This window comes from Spartinivicinus poritis (genome assembly GCF_028858535.1).
Taxonomy (GTDB): Bacteria; Pseudomonadota; Gammaproteobacteria; order Pseudomonadales; family Zooshikellaceae; genus Spartinivicinus; species Spartinivicinus poritis.
This window is the reverse complement of the sequence record NZ_JAPMOU010000013.1, coordinates 12,850-31,981: the sequence shown is the minus strand read 5'-3', so window position 1 is coordinate 31,981 and position 19,132 is coordinate 12,850. Positions and strand designations below refer to the sequence as shown.

The window sequence follows — 19,132 nt, the reverse complement described above, 5'->3', positions numbered from 1 at the left end:
TATGATTAAATCTATAAGCTTTCCAGATATTGATACCTCATATTGGAAAACTGAAGACAAAGAGTGGGTAGTAACACGAAAGCAGGAGTGGAAAAATATTGAACATATGTTTCAAGGTAGTGCATCTAAATCTAAAAAGGCTATGGGAGTTATCAAACAGTATTTTTTAAAAGGAAAAATGCCAGATTTTAAAGCTTTTAGAGACTGGAGCCCTTATGATGGTCACTTAGATTTGTTCTGCTTTATTTGGTTGCACCCTTCTTGGGATGAAATGGTATTGCAAGCGCTACGTGATGCCTATATTGCCCATGAATATGTTAAAGAAAATGATGTTCGTACCGGTTTTGGGTTGATGGTTGAATATTGCTTTGTTTGGCCATGTTGTAAATACACTGAGGATGAATCAATAAGTATATTAAGAACAGGTCATAATGAGGTTATTTTTAAAGTATTGATGGGTGGTTTACTACAAATGGAATATTCAGTAGGTGGCATCATAAGACAGCTTCCTAAATCTGAGTTGTACCACCTTTCACTTATGACCGACTGGTTATGTTTAGAAAAATTGTATGAATATAATAAAGATATGGTGTTTCAATATGATTTAACTTTAGAATGGTGGTATCAATCGTGTCCGACAAATGAAGACTTTTTTGAAAAAGATAAAATTTATAATAAAGATGGCACCCTTTATCTATACCGGTATCTATACCGTATCCATCATTTTGATACTAAGAAAGAAGGTAATACTTGCCGCTCCCATTTTGTTCATAAAATGCGTAGAATTTTAGATGAGCGTGAATTTATACCTGAATTCAAACAAATGTGGTTAGATATTAAGTCGAATAAAATAAATGTGGAAGAACCCTGGAATATCCACTGGAAGCCAAAGCCTAAAAAGCCACGTTTACCCTAATCAATAATACTTATATTATGAATTTACAGGAGTTTGATGCATCATACTGGAAAACGGATGATAAAACTTGGATGGCTGAACGTAAAGCGCAATGGGAAACTATTGAGCCTCGTTTAAAAACTGGCATGAATAAGACTCAACGGGCCATGAGTATTATCAAACGTTACTTTTTAAAAGGTATTATGCCTGACTTTGAAGCTTTATCTGACTGGAAAAGTGACTTTAGGCATCTTGATCTGTTTTGCTTTATTTGGCTTCACCCTTCTCGAGATAGACAAGTCTTAAAACAACTGCGAGATGCTTATATGCATTCACCTTTAGTTGATAAAAGTGATGTTTGGCTGGGGATAGGTGGCTTTTTAAGGGGGGGGGAAATAGATGCCTCCATTGACTTTAAGAAAGGTAAGAAAGATACGTCGAGTTGGCGAAGGTATACCGGTGAAAATGAGTTGCTATTTGATATTTTAATCGGCGACTTAGCAGAGCCAGCTTATCCAGAGAAGGGTGGAGCAAGTTGGTCAATTAATAAATACCAAGCTAGCTTTTCAATAATTTTTTCTATGGGAAAATTACTTTGCAACAAAGAACTCAACTATATTAACCAAGATTGCCTGTTTCAATTTGATAACTATTTAGAATATTGGTACTTGTCTTGCCCTAAAGATGAAAGTTACTTTTCATCCAACAAATTACATCAGCGTCAAGTCCCATATTTTGAGCAAGCTCTCTATCGCATCTGCCACTTTGACACTGAAAAAGAAGGTAATACTTGCCGTACCCGCTTTGTTCATGAAATGCGTGAGATACTAGATGAACGTGAGTTTATCTCAGAGTTTAAACAAATATGGACGGATGTGAAGGCCGGGAAGATTATAATCGAAAACCCTTGGGTCCGTTAGTTTAGTGGACTGGTTATAACTAGCTATGCGGTAGTGGAAGGTATGAGTGATGCTGTGAGTTTTCCTGAAATAGATACCAGCTATTGGCAAGTAAAAGATAAAACCTGGATAGCTGAACGTAAATCACAATGGGAAACTATTGAGCCTCGCTTAAAAACTGGCATGAATAAAACTCAGCGTGCCATGAGTATTATCAAGCGTTACTTTTTAAAAAGTATTATGCCTGACTTTGAAGCTTTATCAGACTGGAAAAGTGACTTTAGGCATCTTGACTTGTTTTGCTTTATTTGGCTTCACCCTTCTCGAGATAAGCAAGTTTTAAAAAAACTGCGAGATGCATATATGCATTCACCCTTAGTGGGTGAAAGTGATGTTTGGCTGGGGATCGGTGGCTTCTTAAGAGAGGGGAAATAGATGCCTCCATTGACTTTAAGAAAGGTAAGAAAGATACGTCGAGTTGGCGAAGATATACTGGAGAGAATGAGTTGCTATTTGATATTCTAATCGGCGACTTAGCAGAGCCAGTTTATCCAGAGAAGGGTGAAGCTAGTTGGTCAATTGATAAATTGCGTGGTGAATATCGTGATATTTTTGGTATGACGCAGTGGCTGTGTAATAAACAACTCAACTACATTAATAAAGACTGCCTGTTTCAATACGATAACTATTTAGAGTATTGGTGCTTATCTTGTTTTAAATTGAAAGAAACTGATGCGGTAGCAAAAAGAAAAGCCTTTGAAGATTGGGATTTAATACAGGAAGGGCTTTATCGAATTTACCATTTTGACACTGAAAAAGAAGGTGATACTTGCCGTACCCGCTTTATTCATAAAATGCGTAGAATTTTAGATGAGCGTGAATTTATACCTGAATTCAAACAAATGTGGTTAGATATTAAGTCGAATAAAATAAATGTGGAAGAACCCTGGAATATCCACTGGAAGCCAAAGCCTAAAAAGCCACGTTTACCCTAATCAATAATACTTATATTATGAATTTACAGAAGTTTGATGCATCATACTGGAAAACGGATGATAAAACCTGGATGGCTGAACGTAAATCACAATGGGAAACTATTGAGCTGCAGCTGAAATAAAGTTCAGCAAATAATGAAGAACCCTTGGGTTCGTTAGTTAAGTTAGTTGTAAATGGTTATTCAGTAGGACAGAAATGAATGATGCTGTGAGTTTTTCAGATGTTGCTCTTAGTGAATTTCATGTAAGTAACTATTTGTTAGCAAGTGATGTCGGTAATCAATTCCCAGCAAAACCAATTTAACCTGTCCAACAACTTGTTTACTTTTGATGCCTCCAAAGCTGCGGCTATCATGGCTATTGTTTTGGTTATCACCTTGCATGAACAATAACCCATTATTCAATAGTTTGCCATTTGGCCACTGAGTTATACGCTTAACCAGCCATTGATGTGTATTACCATGTTGAAATACTACAACATCATTTACTTTTAATTGCTGGCTCTGATAGACCCATGTATCAAGTAAAATAAACTGTCCAGGTTTTAATGTTGGGTACATTGACATACTAGGCACAAAGTAAATATGAATTCCTAACCAGTGATGTTTGGTGATAAATCCTGTAATTAGTGCAGAATAGCTAAGTATAATAAAAATACAAGTATAAATAAGCTGATGTACTGGCTTTGTGGTCATGAGAGATTTTTTTGTGAGGCATAGGGTTATACTAATGGTGTAAATAAGGAAGATATAACCAAGAAAAAATTGAATATATATGGGGGTGAATACTAAACGAAGCCAACAAAGTGTTAATGTACCTATCATTAAAAAAACTTGAATTAAGCAAGCTATACGCCATTGACCTAGCAGCACCTGGCCTGCGCCCGGTGCTATTAAACTAAAAAATATTGCAATGACTCTTGATAACACAATTAACCGTTTTTTCTTTATGAAATAAGAATCATTATTTTACCAGAGTATTAGAAAAGCTTTCACCAAAACTTATAAATTTGAGGAAAAATTGTCAAGAGATATAGTGTTGGTTGATTTTTGATCGCTTTTAAGGTGGTAAGTTACACAAAATAAGTGACACTCTCAAGAGTTTTTTACATAAAAATACTTTCTGGCAGTGTCCAATAACTTTGTTTTGTGACACCTTTTTCATGCATTTCGTTTTTTATTTTATAATATAGTGTAGTTGCTGCTTTAATTTCTTCCTCTGATGTATTTTCTGTACTTTTCTCCCAAAGGTCGCCGGAATATAATAGCTCAAAGGCTAGTTTCTCAATTTTTTCAATATCTAGCTCTAAATTACCAAGCATATACTCAATCGCACTTAAAGAACCTTGCAGCGCAGCCTGTCTTATAAAGTGAGTAGCCTCTGCCATGACCTGACTGTGTTCATTACGGTTGATTTTCATTTGATATGCTTTCCAATATAGATATACACCATACATTTCCATTCCTGGTATTGAGCCTAGCTCAGCACTTTTCTTAAGTACATTAGTAAAAATATCTGGATAAAGTATTTCAAGCTTTGCTTCGTATAAGTCGACTCCATAATAGCTATCACATGGGTATTCTTCATATGAAATGTCATCATAAGCCTCTTCATCTAAGTCTGAACATATATCAGATAATAATTTATTTATCTCTTCTAAGCTTTTAATAGTATTCATGTCTGTATCCAGGTCGTACTGAATTTTTTGAAGTACATATTGTTTGCTTATTTTTCTCATATAGATGCCTTTAAACTTAATAGATACATATTTAAAGTATATAGGGAATCTAATGATATTATCTACTACAATAGCTGTACGAAATATAAACAGATTTTATTTGTAACTCGTTGTATTATTGTTGTGCTATGTTATAATTCAAAAGCTGTATACATTGCTTAGTGGAGTACAGATATTGTACATGGTAGTAGCTGTATATCTTAGACTTTGGAATTATATTCTAAGTCAATCACTTTCAGGTTTATCTTCTGATCAATCAAGCCGGCAGATTGTCGGACTTCCTTCTTTAAACTATTTAGACGTTCTGCTGATTAAGAATAAAGCTTGTCGCGCAATTTGATTGTGAACACTTACATTTTATAGCTAAAACTTATTAATTGTACACCCTGTAACCAAAGCGTATACAGCATCAATAGTAAACATTTGTAGTATTAAAGGTAAATTATGGCTTTAGAAAACTTGAATCAAAACTATACAAACAATAGTTATGAAAATGATCGGAATGAGTTTGTAAAGGACTTACAAAACCGTAGCTTAAAGGCTACAGGTCAACCATTAGGGATTTATATTGACTCAGAAGGTGAGCCAGCTATTGGCTATGGTTTTAAATTAACCGGCCGTAGTGCGGCAGTAACTGCATCGCTTTTAGAGAAGCATTTAGCAAATCCAGTAAGTGATTACCAGTTAGCCGTTTTAACTGCTTTTACTAAAGATAAAGCATTGCAATGGGAAGGTAGTCCGTTAAGTGGCCAAAAAATCACCGTTGAACAGCTAAAGTCTGAATTAATCAATGTAAGGCTGAAGTCAGAAGTTGAAGCTGCTACTTTGCTTGAAAATAACTTAGCAGCAATTGAAAGCAAATTAAATGCATTATTGGGTGGAAGTGAGCAGTTGCCTGAATCTAACGAGCGGATAGCAATCATCTCGTTATTGATGGATAACGTGACAGCTGCTGGTGAGTTGGCTGGTGATAATCTTGATGCATTGAAAAATATTATCACTCAAAATGCTAATGACCCAGGTCAACGGGCTCAGCTTTGGAGCTTAATCAAATATCAGTCTAATACTGAAAAAAGCCATTTAACTCAAGAAATACGTGACCAACAAGCAGAGTTATTTTCATTATATGCAGGGGAGGGTGAGCCTGCCTCTGATGAAGAAGCAAAAGTTATAGCCTATATTTTTGAAAATCAAAGATCAGCAGTAGAAACTTATCTTACTGACATGGGGCTAGATACAGAGGCTCATTTTGATGAGCATGTAATGATAGCCACTGACTATCTGGGTGGCCTTGATAAGACAATCATTGGTGCTGATAGTCGCTATAAAGATATCCAAGGTAATCCGGTTGATGATAAAGATAAGTTAATAGGCACAGAGGGCGATGATCTAATTTATGGCCAAAGTGGGGTTGATGAGATATTAGCCGGTGAAGGTGATGATGAAGTTTTTGGTGGTGCTGGCAACGATACAATAAAAGGTGAGGATGGGTTTGATTCAATTGAAGGTGGAGAGGGTAATGACACTCTATTTGGTGGCGAAGGTAAAGATGTAATTGATGGTGGTCTAGGTGATGATATTATTGAAGGTGGCTCTGGAGCTGATCAGTTAAGTGGTTATGAAGGCAATGACACTATTCGAGGTGGTGATGGCAGAGACAGCCTTTATGGTGATGAAGGAGCTGATAGAGTAGAAGGTGGTGCGGGCCTTGATATTTATGATGCTGATGATGCTGATACAATATTGGATAGTGATCATGAAGGAACAGTGACACTAGATGGATTTAAATTAGTGGGCGGTGTTCGATCCGCTGAAGACCCTACCAACGAGTTTTATAGTATTGATAAGCAATTAACCTATAGGTTATCTGGCACTACTTTAACTGTAAATGGATTAACAATTGAAAACTACTCCGTTGAGAATAATTCCCTTGGTATTGTTTTAGAAGGACTTGAGGCAGGGGAAACAATTGATGATCTCGATGACGATGAAGTACCTGACTTTGGTACAGCTGAAACTGTTACCTCCCCAATTATTATTGATATGGATGGCGATGGTGTAGAAACCTTAAAGCTGGGCCATCAATATTTTGACCATGAAAATGATAGCTTTGCGGAGCGTACAGGTTGGGTAGGAAAAGATGATGCCTTGCTGGTATGGGATAGAGATAATAATGGTAAAATTGACCACGGTGGTGAGTTATTCGGTAACCAAGCCGCATTATCTTCTGGTGTAAAAGCAAAGCATGGTTATGAGTTATTGGCAGAATTAGATGATAATCAAGATGGGGTTATTGATAGCCAAGACACTATTTATACCACACTAAAGATTTGGCAAGATAAAAACAGTAATGCTAGAACTGATCGTGGTGAGCTATTAACTTTAGCTGAAGCAGGTATTAAAAGTTTAGGTACCCAATACACTGAGTCAAAAAAAGTAGATGATCAAGAGAACCATCATAAACAAATTGGTGAAGTCACTTTTAATGATGGTCGAACGGCGGTTGCAGCTGATGTATGGTTTAATACAAATGAAAGCTACAGAATTGCCAAAGGCCGCTTTAGAATCACCCATGAAATTTTAGATTTACCTAATGCCCGGGGCTATGGCCATATTTTAGATTTGCATCAAGCGATGTCTAAAGATAAGAAGTTGCTGCAGATGATTAAGGAATTTTCTGCTGAGCAAGACTACAGTCAGCGGGAAAAGATGGTACTTGATATTATCTATCAATGGGCTGGTGTGACTGAAGTTGATCCTAATAGCCGTGACCCAAGGAGAATGTATGATCATGTCATTGATGCCCGCAAGGTTGTAACTTTAGAGAAACTTGTGGGAAGAGGTTATTTAGGTACATGGTGTGGTGGTGCTCGAGATACAAATCCACATGGCCATGCTTCACCATATCTTCATGAACAGTTTAATAAGTTTCAGCGTTTTGTTAGTGCTCAGTTAAATGCTCAGTTAATATTTGATAAAGAGGTTTTAAGTGCCTATTTTGAGTCTGGAAGTCGTCACTTTAAAATTAATTCTGAAAAGCTACTAGAGTTTTTTGAAGGCTTGTATGCAAATGATAAATTTGTAGAGCTATCCAGGTATATTAATGTATTAGAAGGTGTGGCTGAATACTCATCGTCAGTTAAAGATAAGGTGGATAACGCAATATTATTTATTGCTGATAATATTGATATAAATGAGTTGAACCTTCATGAAACTATTGTTCAATTATTTAACCAAGCAAGAACAGCTGAAGTTACTTTAATTGCAGACTATCTGTTTACTCTTGGTTTGAAAAATAATGAACTTTTAATTGAAGTTGAACAGATCTTTAAAGAAGCAGCTGAGTCAGTGCCTGGTATTTTGAAATATATTGATAAGTCTATTGGCGGTACTGATAATAATGATTCATTATATGATAAAAAAGGTATAAATATATTAAATGGGGGGATGGGTAATGATAGATTAAGTGGAGATGGAGGCGATGATACTTATATATATGCCTATGGCGATGGTAAAGATATAATTTATGACAGTAGCGGTCATGATGAGATTCTATTTACTGATGTCTCCTTTAGCCAGTTATCTTTTGAGCGTAGTTTGACAAGCATAAAGATCATTATCAATGATGAGCAAGGTCATCCTAGCGGTGGTGAAATCAAAATAGATAATTTCTTTGACTTTGATGGAACTATTGATGATGGTCGGATTGAGAAATTACGTTTTGCTGATGGCTCAACGGTAGACCTACAAAAGGTTATAGAAGAGTTATCAATGAGGTCTACAGAAGAAAATGATAAAATATTTACGACTTCTGAGGCTGACACAGTCGCTGCATTAGCAGGTGACGATAAGATTTCTACTTATGCTGGTAATGATACCATAGATGGTGGGTCCGGTAATGATGAAATTTTAGCTGGCGACGGAAATGATATTATAATTGGTGGGGCAGGTAACGATAAGCTGATAGGAGAAAAAGGGAATGACACCTATCGTTTTAGCCTTGGGCATGGTCAGGATATCATTGAAAACTCCAACGAAAAATATATACCAAGTGGTACCATTGAGTTTGATGAGTCGGTACTTATTGATCAAATAGAAATTACTCGATATAAAGATGATTTAAAAATATTTACGTCATCAGAAGACTCTATTACTGTAAAAAGATTCTTTGTCAATGATGCAAATACAGGTAATGCGGTTAAAGAAGTAGTTTTTGCTGATGGAACTAAATGGAATATCAATGATATAAAAGAAAAAATTGTCAAATCTACAAACCATGAGGATTATATTGTTGGCTTTGATGAAGATGACAATATCTCTGCTTTAGCTGGTGATGATGTCATTGAAACTAATAATGGTAACGATATTGTTTCTGGTGGAGATGGAAACGATAAAATATATGGTGGCCAAGGTAATGATAATTTAACTGGTGATGCTGGTAATGACATTATTGAAGGGGGAAGTGGTAACGATACCATAGCGGGTGGAGCTGGAAATGATAGGTTAGAGGGCGACTACGGCGATGACATATTAGCAGGTGGTGAAGGTAATGATAACCTACAAGGTGGTTTAGGTGCTGATCAGCTTACTGGCGGTTTAGGAAATGACTCTTTGTCTGGTGGTGATGGTAATGATACTTACCTTGTAAAACAAAATGAGGGTAATGACACTATTACAGACACTGATGGTGACGATACTCTACAGTTGCAAGATATTAATTCCGATCAGGTCATTGCACGACGTGATAGGGATGATTTAGTGCTTCATATTAAGGGTACAGAAGACACTATTCGTCTTAATAATCAGTTCACCCATCAAGCGAATACAGTTAGCCAGTATGTTGTGGAACGAATTGTTTTTGCTGACGCTGTTGAGTGGGATCTTGATACTGTTAAACAGAAGGTCTTAGAGGGAACTGAGCTTGATGATAATATCCAAGGTCATGCAGAATCTGATGTTATTAGTGGTGGTTTAGGGAAAGATATAATTGCTGGTAATAATGGAAATGACCAGATTTATGGTGGTGAAGGAGACGACACATTATCTGGAAATAGTGGTAATGACATTATTAAGGGTAATGAAGGTGACGATAAACTTTATGGAAATTCAGGTAATGATGAGTTGTTAGGAGGTCAAGGCAACGACATTATTGCTGGCGGCCAGGGTGTAGATAAGATAGAAGGTGGCCAAGGTAATGATGAGCTGAATGGCGATAGTGGTAATGATATTTTATCTGGAGGCTCTGGTAATGACCAGCTAACAGGTGGTTATGGTAACGACACCATGAAAGGTGATGAAGGAAATGACACCTTAGTAGGGGGAGATGGTAATGACCATATGGAAGGAGGAGCTGGTAATGACAAGTTATATGGAGGAGAAGGTCAAGACACTTTATTAGGTGGTGATGGCAATGACATTTTAGTCGCTGCTAATACTTCTTGGGATAATACTGGAAATACCTTAAACGGTGGTAAAGGTAATGACCTGTTAGTGGGATCATATGGTGATGATACGTTTGAATTTAATTTGGGAGATGGCCAAGATACATTAATCATAACTGATGAGGCTCTTGTTAATTTAACGCCTGGAAAAGATACTCTACAATTTGGCGAAGGAATTAAAGCAGAGGACTTGCTGTTTGTAAGAGATAATTCAGAGGACCTACATGTACTGATTAAAAATACTGAAGACCAAATAACAATAAAAAATTGGTTTGTTGAATATACTAATTCTGAAAACCATTACTTTAAACTTAATAAAATAAAGCTTGCTGATGGAGAAGAGTTATCAGTTGCAGATATTGAGTCACAAATCACCTGGTTGGGTACTGATGGAAACGATGAGTTTGCTAGCCACGAAAATAAAGGTGAAACTTTTATAATGGGTGCTGGAGATGACAAAGTTTTAGCTGAAGGTGGTGATGATATCATTCATGGTGGTTCAGGCAATGACCATCTACAAGGCGATGCTGGAAATGACCAGGTATTTGGTGATGAAGGGACAGATACACTGTTTGGTGGTGCAGGGAATGACACATTAAATGGTGGGGCAGGAGTAGATAAACTATTTGGTGATGAAGGTAATGACACACTAAATGGTGGTGAAGGGAATGACTATATAGACGGTGGTCAGGGTAATAACATTTTGATTGGTGGTGAAGGTAATGACAACTTAAGAGGAGGTACTGGTAATAACCAATTAGCTGGTGGCCAAGGAGACGATAAATATTGTTATCAAGGTGGCTTCGATATTATTGACAACTCTGGTGGCGGTAAAGATGGAATATTTTTTAAAAATGGCATTACTAAAGAGCGCTTAAGTTTTACCCGTGATGGAGATGATTTATTGATTCATGTTGATGAATCTGAGCAGCCAGCTGTAAAAGTGCTAAATCATTTTAAAGGAGATGAGTTTGCGATTAGTTATGTTCAGCCTGATGGCGGCTCGTTAATTCCAACTCAGGAGATTAATAGCTATGTTGCTGCTAATGAAGTTGAAGGTGACTTTAATGCAGTTGTAGATGGTACTGACCAATCAGAACAACTTGATGGAACTGAAGGAAAAGATTTAATTCGTGGCAAGGCTGGTGATGATACAGTTTTAGCCCAGGGTGGTGATGATATTGTTCATGGTGGTTCAGGCAATGACCATCTACAAGGTGATGCTGGAAATGACCAAGTATTTGGTGATGAAGGAATAGATAAACTGTTTGGTGGTTCAGGGAATGACACATTAAATGGTGGGGAAGGAAATGATACCTTACAAGGTGGTGAAGGAGATGATCAGCTATTTGGCGAATTAGGGGGAGATACACTGTTTGGTGAAGCAGGTAATGACATACTAAATGGTGGCGAGGGAAATGACTATATGGATGGTGGTCAGGGTAGTGACATTCTAATTGGTGGTGCTGGTGATGATACCTTGAAGGGAGGTGTTAATAATAACCAATTAGCTGGTGGTCAAGGAAACGACCAGTATTATTATCAAGGTGGCTATGATGTTATTGATAACTCTGGTGGCGGTGAAGATTGGGTATTTTTTAAAAATGGTATTACTAAAGAACGCTTAAGCTTTATTCGTGATGGAGACGATTTATTAATTCATGTTGATGAAACATCGCAGCCTGCAGTTAAAGTATTAAATCATTTTAAAGGAGATGAATTTGCGATTAGTTATGTCCAGCCTGATGGAGGATGGGCAATCAATGCAAATGAGATTGCACAACTGGTAGTTGATGTTGATTCAGTAGAAAATGAAAATACTGAAACTAATTCAGGTGAAACAGATAATACTGGTTCAACTTCTACAGAAAATGAAGAGTCTGGAGAGGAAAATTCAAACGGAAATACCGGCACTAATGAAGAGGAGAATCCAGATACAGGTAGTACTGAAACTGGTAATGAAAATAGTGAAACAGGCAGTGAAGAAACGAATAATGGAGAAGTAGAAACACCGGATAACCCTGCTGACTACGATAATATTGTTGAAGGAGATGAACAGGGAACTCAACTGTTAGGATCTGAGAAAAGAGATTTTATTCGAGGCAATGGTGGTGATGATGAAATATATGGATTTGAAGGAGATGATAAGCTCTTAGGTGGAGAGGGTAATGATCGTTTGTCTGGTGGGAATGGTTATGATATTCCTGATGGAAATGACATTTTAGAAGGTGGTACTGGAAATGATCGGCTATTCGGTAATAATGGTAATGACCATTTAGTGGGAGGAGCTGATAATGATAGATTAGATGGTGGCTCTGGTGATGATCATTTAATTGGAGGAATAGGTGATGATGTCTACTTTTTTAGTGAAGGCCATGATGTAATCGATAACCAGCATGGTGGGTTAGATAGCCTAGTGCTTCCAAAAGGCTTAACTGAAGAGCAAATTATCTTTAAGCGAGAAGATGATGACTTGTTAATTAGTATTGAAGGTCGCCCAAATGATAGTGCTAGAATAGTTAATCATTTCTTGGGGGGAGAATATGCGATTGATGAAGTCTATCCAAACGGCGGTACTATTATTTCTGCAGAGAAAATCAACCAAATTATGGAAGCCAGGGAAATTGGAGGCGATATTGATCGTGTCATTGATGGTGACGACTCTAATAATGGCCTTTGGGGAAGTTCTAAAAATGAATTAATAAGAGGTAAAAAAGGCGATGATCAATTAGCAGGTCATGGAGGAGATGATATTTTAATTGGTGGTGAAGGTGATGACCTTTACTTTTTTACTTCCGGAAATGATGTTATCGATAATCAACATGGTGGCCGTGAGGACCGAGTCCAGTTACCTGGAGGACTTAGTGAAGCACAAATGAGTTTTATACGTGATAATGATGATTTGGTTATTAAAGTTGCGGGGCAACCAAATGATAGTATTCGTGTATTAAATCATTTTAAAGGAGGGGAATACCAAATTGATTATGTTTATTCGAATGGTGGATTCCCAATATATGCCGAACGTATTAATGAACTAGCGGTAGAAAGTACAGCAAGTAGCAGAACGGAGCGATCTGTTGCACTACTCACAGAGGCTATGTCAAGCTTTGCTGATAATCGTGGTGTAGCTGATACAAATATGGCTGTGAACCAACCAAGTACGCATACAGTAATCACTGGCTCTTCCTTGGCTTCTTAACCTCTTAAAATTTAGGAGTAAATAAAAAGAAGTGCAGCTTTTTAGTTGCACTTCTGATTTATAAAATAAAGAGCTGTAGAGTCTGTAATTTAAGCTAACTATTAGCTATGTGATAAAGAGGCTTTTTCCCTTTTCAACTCCCCCAACAGCTGATCTTTTTTCTCCCACAATTCTGTTACCCATAACTGAAACTGCTCGCGAAATTGACTGTCATTAATATAATCTTTATTGAGAAATTCTTTGGGAATTTCGATTTGCTCTATTCGAATAGTAACGTCATTGATTTTTCCGCAGAGAAAATCCCAGTAACTGAGTTGTTTTTCTGGGTAGTAGATGGTGATATCTAATAAGCTTTTTAGTTGATCGCCCATGGCGCCGAGGACGAAGCCGATGCCGCCGGCTTTGGGTTTTAATAAGTGATTAAAAGGGGAGTGCTGGTCACGGTGTTTTTCGTCGGTAAAGCGGGTGCCTTCTATAAAGTTAAATACAGCGACTGGGGTTTCTTTGAATTTTTCGCAGGCTTTGCGAGTGGTGGCTAAGTCTTGGCCTTTTTTTTCGGGGTATTTCTCTAAGTAGGCTTTGCTGTATCGTTTCATAAAGGGAAAATCTAATGCCCACCAGCATAGGCCAATTACAGGTACCCAGATGAGTTCTTGTTTGATAAAAAACTTAAGCATAGGGATACGACGATTAAGGATATGTTGTAATAAGGTGATATCTGCCCAGGACTGATGATTACTGGTCACTAGATACCAGCCGTCTTTTTTTAAGCTACTTAAGCCTTTTACATCCAGTGTTAGTTGTTGGGTCAGTTTCATCCATAAGCTGTTTATGGACATCCACAGTTCAGCGATTTTGATCAGTATTTTTGCGCAGATTTGTTGCCAGGCGTTGATAGGGATTAAGAGCTTTAATAAAGCAATGATTAGTAATGGGCAGCTGAGTATGATGGTATTTAAGGCTAGCATTAAGCTGGCAATGCAGCCTTTTATCGGTGGAGGCAGTTTTTTAAGCATATGAAAAGTACATCCTATTAGGTTACTGCTTATACCCTTCGCGTATGATTTTTAGGGTTTGTTGTCATCACTCCTCACCTCAATCACCTATTATTTATAGGCTCATGAGGCTTCGTAGCTTGACGGCCGCCCCTAAAAGCCATTCGCAGTGGGTATATTAAATTATGACAGTAAAATAGCACTTTGCTTAAAAGGTGTGAATATTAGATGGTTAGAAGAGTTTTGGTGATATGAGGGCTATATAAACGATACAGAGTGCTATCGCAAAACTGATTCCCCCCTTTGATAAAGGGGGCTAGGGGGGATTTAAAGGAGCCAGCATTTTGAATCATCGTATGTAAAAATCCCCCTCAATCCCCATTGTTAAAAATAAGTTTAGTGTTTGATATGGGATAACAGCGCATTCTTCCTCCGCTCTTGAAGGGCCTTCCTGGCCCATCAAGCTATGCCTTAGATACAGAATACTCTGTTACCCCATATCCGTTAGCTTTGTGAAAACCTCATGGAGGGAAATTATTTCCGACTACTAAACTGATCTGCTTGGATGGCGGTGAGAGCGATGGTGTAGACGATGTCGTCGACTAATGCACCTCGTGATAAGTCATTGACGGGTTTACGTAAGCCTTGCAGCATGGGGCCTACACTAATCACGTCGGCACTGCGCTGAACGGCTTTATATGTCGTATTACCGGTATTGAGGTCGGGGAAAACAAATACTGTTGCTTTGCCTGCGACTGGGCTGTTGGGGGCTTTTTTCTTGGCGACACTTTCAATAGCGGCAGCATCGTATTGTAGTGGGCCGTCTATTAATAAATCAGGCCGTTTTTGTTGGGCTATTTTGGTGGCTTCGCGCACTTTTTCCACATCACTTCCTGTGCCTGAGCTACCGGTGCTATAGCTAATCATAGCGACTTTAGGTGAAATGCCAAAAGCGGCTGCGGAGTCGGCACTTTGGATAGCAATGTCAGCCAGCTCTTCAGCATTAGGGTCTGGGTTTACCGCACAGTCGCCGTATACCAAAACTTGTTCTGGTAGCAACATAAAGAAGATAGAAGACACCAGCTTTGCATCAGGGTGGGTTTTAATTAGCTGAAAAGCTGGGCGAATAGTATTGGCTGTGGTATGTACGGCACCTGATACCAGGCCATCGACTTCCCCTTGCGCTAACATCATGGTGCCTAATACGACATTATCTTCCAATTGGGCTTCAGCCATTGGGGCATTGAGCCCTTTATGTTTTCGTAGCTCAACCATGGGAGAAATATAACGGCCCCGGACGATATCAGGCTCCATAATGATGATGCTTTCAGGTAGCTGAAAACCTTGGTCTTGCGCCACTTGATGAATGTCTTCTGTTTTGCCCAGTAAAATACATTCTGCAATGCCGCGCTCGTGACAAATAGATGCGGCACGTACGGTTCTTGGCTCATTACCCTCGGGTAGCACAATGCGTTTTTTCGCCTGGTTGGCTCGTTTAATCAGCTGATAGCGGAAGGCCGGGGGTGACATACGAATTTCTACTTCGGTTCCACAGCGCTCTTTAAGCCACTCGCCATTGAGTCTATCGGCTATTGAGTTCATTACCAACTCAATACGCTCCCTATCATCAATAGGGACTTCATTATTTAGCCGGTCTAAGGTAGTTGCCGTGTTATAAGAATTGAGCTGAGTCAGTAAAATAGGTAGCCCGTGTTGCTGAACATTTTTTTTGCATAAGTTCATTATTTGCTCATGGGGCTCAATACCGTTGGTAAGCAATAACCCGGCAAGTGGTACGCCATTACTGGCAGCCATACAGGTCGCCAGGATGATATCGTCTCGGTCTCCTGGGCAAATAATAAGCTTACCTGGTTTAAGTAAATGGCAAATATTGGCAGCGGTTCTGGCGCAGAGCACTTTACCCGTCACTCGTCGCTGCTCGATATCGCCCTTATAAAGAATTTGGGTTTGTAGCAGGTCGGCAATTTCTTTCGTGCGAGGAGAGGACATGTCCTCATTCCAGGGAATATAGCCGATCGGGTGGAATTGCTTACGACGAAACTCTGGCAGTTTATCAAACACTTCACTGCTACTGTCTTCTATTTGTTGAATCTGCTCAAGCGATAATTTGTTGATGATATAGCCGATCACTTTTCGGTGCTGGATACCACCAAAATTATCAGCCGTTATTTCTAATTTATCCGCTACTTCGGAAAGGCTATCCTCTTGGCCAGAGGCAACCAAAATAACATCAGCATCCAGTGTTTTTGCGATATCACCATTTAAGCCAGTCACATAGGGAGCCGCTCGGGTTGGGACTAAACCTTCAACGACGACGACATCTGCATCAATAGCAGAGCGGTCAAATTGCTCGACAATTTCCTCCATCAGCATATCGCGCTTATTATCGCCTAATAAATCTTCAACTCGCTCCAATGAAATAGGTGTTGGTGGGGTAAAACCCATCACTTGCTGTATCATTTGCGTTGAGCGTTCAGGTCCTTGATCGGAAGCATGTTGCTGAGCAATGGGCTTACAAAAACTGACCCTTAATCCAACGCTGTCTAATGCTCGAACTAAACCAAGTGCAACTGATGTGAGGCCAACGCCAAAGCTAGTTGGGGCAATGTAAAATGTATGCATTGGTTACCTCAGTGTTCAGAAGTTGCAGGGGCTTGGTTTACCAGGCTAGCAGTATCCCGGGCAATCATTAACTCTTCGTCGGTTTTCACAACTAATGCGCAAGTTGATCCTGGTTGAGTAATAACCCCTTGTTTATTGCCATGTTGCTGATTAGCTTGTTCGTCTAATGTAAACCCAAGAATAGCCAGTTGCTTGATAACTTGCTGTCTAACAAAAGATGAATTTTCACCAATACCACCAGTGAAGACTAATCCATCAAGGCGGGGAAGGGCTGTGGCTAAGCCACCTAACGTTTTGGCTAATTGATAGCAAAAAACTGAAACAGCCAGTTGAGCCTGTTGATTACCCTGGCTAGCTGCCTCTTCGAGGGCGCGCATGTCATTACTAAGTTCAGAAAGACCAAGTAAGCCACTTTCTTTATTAAGAATACGACTGATGTCTTCCAGGCTATAGCCATACTCATCAGCTAAAAACGAAAATAAATTTGGGTCCAGGTTGCCACTGCGTGTTCCCATCACTAAGCCTTCCAAAGGCGTTAACCCCATTGTAGTGTCAACTGCCTGGCCGTTACTCACGGCTACTGCACTACAGCCGTTACCTAAATGGGCACAGAGTAAATGGCTATGTTGATAATCAATGCCTAATTGTTGGCAAGCTGCTTCAGCTACATAACGGTAACTGGTGCCATGAAAGCCATAACGGCGCACACTTTTTTCTTTATAAAAACGATAGGGGATTGCATATAAATAGGCTTTGGCTGGCATGGTTTGATGAAATGCTGTATCAAACACAGCAACCTGAGGTAGTTGGCCAAAATACTTTTCGGTAATGGTAATGCCCAATAAGTTCGCTGGGTTGTGTAATGGGGCGAGTGGCTGGCAATCAGCGATGGCCTGCTTAACTTCTTCATTGATTACAGTTGAATGAGTAAAAGCTTCACCACCATGTACTACTCGATGGCCAATGGCAATTAAGGTATCGGCTAATTGCTGCTCGGCTAAAAGCGTTAAGATGGCTTGCATTGCCAGGTCATGGTCAGCAGTTTCTAACGCTGTTGTGTGTTTTTGCTGGCTTGCCCGCCACACCAGTTGGGCTTCTGTTTCGCCTAGTCGCTCTGCAATGCCAGTAATAAGCGCTTGTTCAGAGGTTGGATTAATGACGGCAAACTTAATGGAGGAACTGCCACAATTGATAACCAGAATGTTGGAAGGTGTAGTATTCACTGCAAACTATCTTTTGTTAAGAAATGAAAGTGTTAATCACTACAGCATACCCCATCTACTGGGTATATGAGATGACACATATCTATTGTAGTGCACCATTGGTGATTAGCTGACTTTTGGTCGAGGTTAGTCTAACTGACTGGTGTGCAAAGAAAATACGTAAAGCTACGAAATAAAGTAGTAGTGAGGAATGGCTGTTTAATTAGTAGACAGGTTGATGGGTGCTTGAGTGTTGTGGTTACTTACCTAATGTGTAGTTGTTACTCATTAGGTAAGTCAATGTTAGAGGTTAGCTGGCCACTTACTTAACTGTGTTTTTGGGTGGTATAAATTGTAACTTAGATGAATAGTTGTTTTTGGATGAGAGAATCACTTTTTGCTTAGTGTTAGCTGAGGAAATAAGTAGGATATTATGGTGGTTTTTTCCATGGGCAAAAGCCTTGATGACTATATCCATACTTTCAAGTTGTTTGGGTGCGGTATTTAGCTTAAATGAGACCTTGGTTTCGTGGTGCCCTAATTTAACGTTATTAAGTTTTAAAGGGATTAATTGGCCATTCATAGTAAAAGCAATGTTATTTTGCAGATAGTCAACAAGTTGCTTTTCTTGCAATTGTTTAGCAGGCTTTACTTTGAGAGGTGGTTTATTGGTGGATGGTAGATAAGACTGCACTGTTGCCTGGGCTAGAATAGCCGTTAAATGCCAGGTGGATTCTTGCTGTGTTAGTCTGAAAAATGACATATTGCCGCTGTGAGCCAAGGTTTGGGAGGGTAGCAATAAGTATATGAAGCTAAGTAATAGTAGCGATAGGCGTTTGGTAAATTTGTGCATTACTTTTAATTTTAAAAAAGTAAGTCCTTGTTTATTTTTAAGTAAACAGTTTACAAGAGTAGAGTCTTTTAAAAAATGGTAAAAAATAAGCATAGATGCCCTTACTTATCTTTATCGTATTTATAAAGTAATAAAAGTCAGTCTGAATTAGTAACAGTATAAAAAGGGGCTATCAAATAACTTTACATTGGTTTACAAAGCGGAGGTGGTGCAAAAAATAAGGTCACTTTAAATCCCCCCCTTTATCAAGGGGGAGGAATAAGGAGGTAAAA

Annotated in this window: 11 protein-coding genes; 5 read left to right on the top strand and 6 right to left on the bottom strand. The window is 38.9% G+C overall.

The window, feature by feature from the left end:
• Position 1: 1 nt before the first annotated feature.
• Genes ORQ98_RS11960 through ORQ98_RS11945 form a run of 4 tightly spaced genes read left to right on the top strand, consistent with a single transcriptional unit; the run spans position 2 to position 2,789 of the window.
• Positions 2-916 (top strand): hypothetical protein, encoded by a 915-nt coding sequence (locus tag ORQ98_RS11960; RefSeq protein WP_274689043.1) that lies wholly within the window; start codon positions 2-4, stop codon positions 914-916.
• A gap of 17 nt (positions 917-933) precedes the next feature.
• On the top strand, positions 934-1,815 hold the full coding sequence (locus ORQ98_RS11955) for a hypothetical protein (RefSeq protein WP_274689042.1): 882 nt from the start codon (positions 934-936) through the stop codon (positions 1,813-1,815).
• 42 nt (positions 1,816-1,857) lie between these two features.
• Positions 1,858-2,229, top strand: a complete 372-nt coding sequence (locus ORQ98_RS11950; RefSeq protein WP_274689041.1) for a hypothetical protein — start codon at positions 1,858-1,860, stop codon at positions 2,227-2,229.
• Positions 2,190-2,789, top strand: a complete 600-nt coding sequence (locus tag ORQ98_RS11945) for a hypothetical protein (protein WP_274689040.1) — start codon at positions 2,190-2,192, stop codon at positions 2,787-2,789. Before ORQ98_RS11950 ends, ORQ98_RS11945 begins: the two co-directional genes overlap by 40 nt.
• Before the next feature lie 230 nt (positions 2,790-3,019).
• Here ORQ98_RS11945 and ORQ98_RS11940 read toward each other — a convergent pair whose 3' ends face one another.
• On the bottom strand, positions 3,020-3,484 hold the full coding sequence (locus tag ORQ98_RS11940; RefSeq protein WP_274689039.1) for a signal peptidase I: 465 nt from the start codon (positions 3,482-3,484) through the stop codon (positions 3,020-3,022).
• 410 nt (positions 3,485-3,894) lie between these two features.
• The gene (locus tag ORQ98_RS11935) at positions 3,895-4,467 is read right to left on the bottom strand and encodes a hypothetical protein (RefSeq protein ID WP_274689038.1); all 573 of its coding nucleotides are present in this window, start codon (positions 4,465-4,467) and stop codon (positions 3,895-3,897) included.
• 504 nt (positions 4,468-4,971) lie between these two features.
• Here ORQ98_RS11935 and ORQ98_RS11930 point away from each other — a divergent pair.
• Positions 4,972-13,167, top strand: coding sequence for a calcium-binding protein (locus tag ORQ98_RS11930; protein ID WP_274689037.1), 8,196 nt, complete (start codon positions 4,972-4,974; stop codon positions 13,165-13,167).
• A 101-nt stretch (positions 13,168-13,268) separates the two neighbouring features.
• Here the strand turns inward: ORQ98_RS11930 and ORQ98_RS11925 are convergent, their stop codons facing one another.
• From ORQ98_RS11925 to ORQ98_RS11910, 4 genes are all read right to left on the bottom strand, one after another.
• Positions 13,269-14,183, bottom strand: a complete 915-nt coding sequence (locus ORQ98_RS11925) for an acyltransferase (RefSeq protein ID WP_274689036.1) — start codon at positions 14,181-14,183, stop codon at positions 13,269-13,271.
• A gap of 513 nt (positions 14,184-14,696) precedes the next feature.
• The gene (pta, locus tag ORQ98_RS11920; RefSeq protein WP_274689035.1) at positions 14,697-16,805 is read right to left on the bottom strand and encodes a phosphate acetyltransferase; all 2,109 of its coding nucleotides are present in this window, start codon (positions 16,803-16,805) and stop codon (positions 14,697-14,699) included.
• Positions 16,806-16,813: 8 nt separating this feature from the next.
• The gene (locus ORQ98_RS11915; RefSeq protein WP_274689034.1) at positions 16,814-18,028 is read right to left on the bottom strand and encodes an acetate/propionate family kinase; all 1,215 of its coding nucleotides are present in this window, start codon (positions 18,026-18,028) and stop codon (positions 16,814-16,816) included.
• Positions 18,029-18,329: 301 nt separating this feature from the next.
• A complete protein-coding gene (locus ORQ98_RS11910; RefSeq protein ID WP_274689033.1) occupies positions 18,330-18,770 on the bottom strand; it encodes a hypothetical protein in 441 nt (146 codons plus the stop codon).
• Positions 18,771-19,132 lie beyond the last annotated feature (362 nt).

Excerpts from the sequence above, each read along its gene's own strand:
- ORQ98_RS11930 (WP_274689037.1), top strand. The coding sequence starts at position 4,972 with ATGGCTTTAGAAAACTTGAATCAAAACTATACAAACAATAGTTATGAA.
- pta (WP_274689035.1), bottom strand. The coding sequence starts at position 16,805 with ATGCATACATTTTACATTGCCCCAACTAGCTTTGGCGTTGGCCTCACA.
- ORQ98_RS11950 (WP_274689041.1), top strand. The coding sequence starts at position 1,858 with ATGAGTGATGCTGTGAGTTTTCCTGAAATAGATACCAGCTATTGGCAA.
- ORQ98_RS11960 (WP_274689043.1), top strand. The coding sequence starts at position 2 with ATGATTAAATCTATAAGCTTTCCAGATATTGATACCTCATATTGGAAA.
- ORQ98_RS11940 (WP_274689039.1), bottom strand. The coding sequence starts at position 3,484 with ATGACCACAAAGCCAGTACATCAGCTTATTTATACTTGTATTTTTATT.
- ORQ98_RS11955 (WP_274689042.1), top strand. The coding sequence starts at position 934 with ATGAATTTACAGGAGTTTGATGCATCATACTGGAAAACGGATGATAAA.
- ORQ98_RS11935 (WP_274689038.1), bottom strand. The coding sequence starts at position 4,467 with ATGAATACTATTAAAAGCTTAGAAGAGATAAATAAATTATTATCTGAT.
- ORQ98_RS11925 (WP_274689036.1), bottom strand. The coding sequence starts at position 14,183 with ATGCTTAAAAAACTGCCTCCACCGATAAAAGGCTGCATTGCCAGCTTA.
- ORQ98_RS11910 (WP_274689033.1), bottom strand. The coding sequence starts at position 18,770 with ATGTCATTTTTCAGACTAACACAGCAAGAATCCACCTGGCATTTAACG.